The sequence below is a fragment of the Bartonella bilalgolemi genome, from assembly GCF_023500045.1.
Lineage (GTDB): Bacteria > Pseudomonadota > Alphaproteobacteria > Rhizobiales > Rhizobiaceae > Bartonella > Bartonella bilalgolemii.
The window spans coordinates 1-3,866 of record NZ_JAMCOF010000023.1 but is presented as its reverse complement, the minus strand read 5'-3'; the positions used below and the strand labels follow the sequence as shown (position 1 = coordinate 3,866).

Below are 3,866 nucleotides of genomic sequence, written 5' to 3'. Positions count from 1 at the left end.
TTTGGTGAGCGGTCCAGAGAGTTTGAGAGGCGGATAGCCTCTCATCTTACAAGCGAAGTTGACGTATAGGGAAGGGAACGCGCCACCATATAGCGCTGTAGTGACCAACCTATACGGAAAAAAGCTTGTTAATTTTATATAAAGATGAATGTATAAATTAATAAAAAGTTTTTTATGCTTACCTTATTGGATTATAGATCTATACCAATAGCTTTGGCTTGCACCTTCTCGTACACTAAATATTTCATGAGCTATATGTGTTATATAAGTGTTAAATGATTTTGGAAAAAATTTATCTATTTTAAAGAAAAAATAAAATAATTATTTGCAATTATACCTATATGGGTATATAAATAATTATGAATAAAATAAAACGTATCATATGGCTTGGATCTTCACTCAAAGATATAAAAAGTCTTCCTGATATTATTCAACAAAAGATTGGTTATGCTCTTTATCTTGCTCAGATAGGAGATAAAGGAGAAAATGTTAAGATTCTCAAGGGCTTTGGATCTGCCAATGTTCTAGAAATTATTGAACGTGATATACAAGGAACTTATCGCGCCGTTTATACAATACAATATGAAAAGGCTCTTTATGTATTGCATTGTTTTCAGAAAAAATCGACCCATGGCATTGCAACTCCCAAACCAGACATCAATCTTATTAAAGAACGTCTCAAATTAGCAGAACAATTAGAAAGGAATTAGAATGATAAATGTTTTTCACGGTAGTTCTAATGTTTACGCAGATCTTGGTTTTGCAGATTCTAGAGAAATGCTTCTTAAAGCACAACTTGCTCAAAAAATTAGTCAAATTCTTAAAGAAAAAAAATTAACACAAAAACAAGCTGGTCAACTTTTGAAAATGCCTCAATCTAAATTGTCTAAACTTTTAAACGGAGAATTCAGAGGAATAAGTGAGATGAAAATGCTTGAGTGTTTAACTAAATTAGGGAACGATGTTAGGATTGTTGTTAGTCCTGAAAAAGTTAAAACACCTGAAGGACAGTTTGAAGTTATTTTTGCTTCTTAAATATTTTTTCTCAAAAACACTATAATAGTAGCTCAGATACACTTACATCTTTAAAAAGACTTGGTGTGTCTCGTGTTGCATTTTATACAATACAATATGAAACGGCTACAATGATAGTACTTGTCTATTTTGAGATAGTTTTATATTTGATTTTCTTAGATAGAATGATGTTATGCTTATAACTTCATTTACTCATTTATAATCTTTACACTTTTACTCATTTGCATTTTTACTCTTATTGCCATGCGAAAGATCTATACCAATAGCTTTGGCTTGCATTTTCTCGTAGAGTTTTTGCATTACTTTTATATTCTCTCTTCGCACGTCAATAATTGATTTTTCAATGTCTGTTAAACGAGATTTATCGAGATTTCCTAATCGTGTATAATGCGACGCCATAGCTTGGCGGGCTTCATCATAAGGTAAACCACCTTTACGATTGTTTGGCAAACTATAACCTCTATTGATCACGTCATATGTCTCAGAATTAGAAACGATTTTTATGTGATCTTTAACAACATCTATTTCAGCTATTGCCTTTTTAAGACTACTTATCATTCCTTGACTATTAGCATAACGAAGCAAATCATTTTTTACAATACCACGTTCCGTATCAAGCAGTAATGACAGATCATCACTCTTTCCAACATTACGAACATAATCAAATAAATTATCCCGTGCACTATGTAATTTCCTAGTAATCAATACTTTTTCAAGACTTTGCACATAGCTATTTTCTTGTAATAATATCCAATGTAATTTTTCATATTCCTTAGAAATGTTGACCTCCTATAACAACGCCTTTATCTAACCAATCGGGACCATATTCTTCATCAGCATTTTTAGTAATAAACCCCATATCACGAATGAATTGTGCACCACGCTGACTTTTAAGAAACAGAAGTGAATAAGCTGGTAGTTCCACCATTGCTAACCATCCCCACACTGCTTGCCTGTCATTTGCTTTAGCAGCTGCCTCTGATTCAGCAGTATAGATAGAGTTCTGGTCAAATCCACCTGCACGCAATTCCTCGCGTTCAGCATCAGTCATATAACTTTTGGGCAATTTCTTTTTCATAGGAAATTCCTTTCTGTAATATCCTTTTTTGGTTTAGGTATTTTAAAAGTTTTCAGGACTTTGTTCAACCTGATTTGAACGCATGAAATTTTTCATTTTTTGTTTTTTTAAGAACTTTCCTTTATTAGAGCATAGAGGGAACGTTCCAGATATAATTCACTACGATTTTCTTTAGCAATCATGCCGCGGAGATATCCACCAGGTGAATTTATGATCTGTCTGCAATGTTTTTCTACGATAATAGCAATAGCGAGCGCTGCTTTTTTAAATCCCATAGTTTTTTTAGCTTCTTCGACGGCATGGGAAGAAATGCCAGACATTTTAGCTAAGAACTCCATAGAACCAGTTAAATCGCGTTCAGATTGCAGTTCATGTTTGAGAAACATGATTGTATTTGGCAATGCTTTAGCTAGTATCTCTGGGTGAATTTGAGGCAATGTATTGCCTTTTGAAGGAAGTGAAGTTTCGTTTTTGCCGTTCACTCTTTTTTCATAAGCCATTTTATTGTGACCGAAGGTCACATTAGTTATTTGAGTGTGTTCAGAGTTATCTGAACACTCATTTCTGTTACACTTACAATTTAAGTTAAGGGTTGTATGTTCTATGTGTATGTCACTGGCGACATACCTGTATGTCGTTTTTGATATTTTTTGTTTAAAACAACGCTCTAAAATCCATTCAAAAAGACGGATTGCTTTTTGTAATTTTTCAAAAGACGCTTTGGTTGGTTTGCCAATAATATCAATAATTTTTTGCATTCTAGAAAAAAGCAGTGTTGTAAAAGAGGTAGTTTTCATTAACGCATAAGAGCCTTTAATTTGACGCACCAAACCACGAAAATAATGCACAGCATCTTTCTGCTTATCATAAGCTTCCAGAGCTTCATCTGCTTTTTGCTTAAGTTCAGGATAGCGAGCAATAAGAATACGTAAATCAATACCGCAAGCTGTTATAATTCCATAACTACGGCTTCGTACTGAATAACGTTTAAAATTCCCAGAATCACGCATGACAATAAAACCACAATCATAGAGAGATGATAGTAATCGACTGACGCGTCCTTCACTACGACTAATGTCATAACCAAGTTGTTTATTGCTTTTGAAAACAATAGGAACTCCGCCTTTTTCAAATGAATCTCTTGGAGCTGTATCCAGTAACTCAAGCAGAAGTTCACCTTCTGATTTTTTAATTAAACCAGCCTTTTTCATGTTTTTAGCCAACCCAATTAATTGACCACGGCTTACTGAACCAATCTCAGCGCTTTCTGCTAATTTCCTAAATTCTATATGATGCGCATCTATCCGTCTTCCAGATGTTTTATTAACCATAATTCTTTAAACCTCTCCATTAGAGGCAAAAAAATGTCAAAATATCACCTTTTTTGCAAAATTCCTCTTGCAAAACACAACGCGATAAATTAAATTGGAAATATGGTTTTTAAATTTAATTTATCGTAAGATATTTAGAAACCCTTCTGTTCTAACAGTTGGGTTTTTATTTTTTTGCCATTATATTATCCTCTATTTTAAACGACTCATATCTTTACATAACGAGTCAATGTGAAACTATATTGAAAAGAAAATCTCTTTTCAATATAGCAAAATTTCTACTCCATCATTCTAAATCATCATCTTCTTTATACTCAAGCTCGTTTATAAAAATAACATGTGTGCCGTTAAATATAAAATTTGGATTGATAAAATACCAACTTTTGCGGATATGTTTAGCAATTATTTTAGCCTCTTCCAAT

The 3,866-nt window shown here is 33.1% G+C and carries 5 protein-coding genes; 2 read left to right on the top strand and 3 right to left on the bottom strand.

What is annotated here, in order from left to right:
• Positions 1 to 359 precede the first annotated feature (359 nt).
• Complete coding sequence (locus M4Z11_RS07250; RefSeq protein ID WP_249678014.1) at positions 360 to 710, top strand: type II toxin-antitoxin system RelE/ParE family toxin; 351 nt, start codon at positions 360 to 362, stop codon at positions 708 to 710.
• A 1-nt stretch (position 711) separates the two neighbouring features.
• Positions 712 to 1,035, top strand: coding sequence for a helix-turn-helix domain-containing protein (locus M4Z11_RS07245; protein ID WP_249678013.1), 324 nt, complete (start codon positions 712 to 714; stop codon positions 1,033 to 1,035).
• A gap of 213 nt (positions 1,036 to 1,248) precedes the next feature.
• Here M4Z11_RS07245 and M4Z11_RS07240 read toward each other — a convergent pair whose 3' ends face one another.
• The 3 genes from M4Z11_RS07240 to repC all read right to left on the bottom strand — a co-directional run bounded on the left by M4Z11_RS07240 (position 1,249) and on the right by repC (position 3,444).
• Entirely contained in the window at positions 1,249 to 1,737 is a 489-nt protein-coding gene (locus M4Z11_RS07240; RefSeq protein WP_409337893.1) for a hypothetical protein, read from the bottom strand.
• Between the two features lie 70 nt (positions 1,738 to 1,807).
• The gene (locus tag M4Z11_RS07235) at positions 1,808 to 2,113 is read right to left on the bottom strand and encodes a hypothetical protein (protein ID WP_249678009.1); all 306 of its coding nucleotides are present in this window, start codon (positions 2,111 to 2,113) and stop codon (positions 1,808 to 1,810) included.
• 107 nt (positions 2,114 to 2,220) lie between these two features.
• Positions 2,221 to 3,444: a plasmid replication protein RepC gene (gene repC, locus M4Z11_RS07230; RefSeq protein WP_249678008.1), complete on the bottom strand. Its 1,224-nt coding sequence runs from the start codon at positions 3,442 to 3,444 to the stop codon at positions 2,221 to 2,223.
• Positions 3,445 to 3,866: the final 422 nt, after the last annotated feature.

Excerpts from the sequence above, each read along its gene's own strand:
- M4Z11_RS07245 (WP_249678013.1), top strand. The coding sequence starts at position 712 with ATGATAAATGTTTTTCACGGTAGTTCTAATGTTTACGCAGATCTTGGT.
- M4Z11_RS07250 (WP_249678014.1), top strand. The coding sequence starts at position 360 with ATGAATAAAATAAAACGTATCATATGGCTTGGATCTTCACTCAAAGAT.
- M4Z11_RS07235 (WP_249678009.1), bottom strand. The coding sequence starts at position 2,113 with ATGAAAAAGAAATTGCCCAAAAGTTATATGACTGATGCTGAACGCGAG.
- repC (WP_249678008.1), bottom strand. The coding sequence starts at position 3,444 with ATGGTTAATAAAACATCTGGAAGACGGATAGATGCGCATCATATAGAA.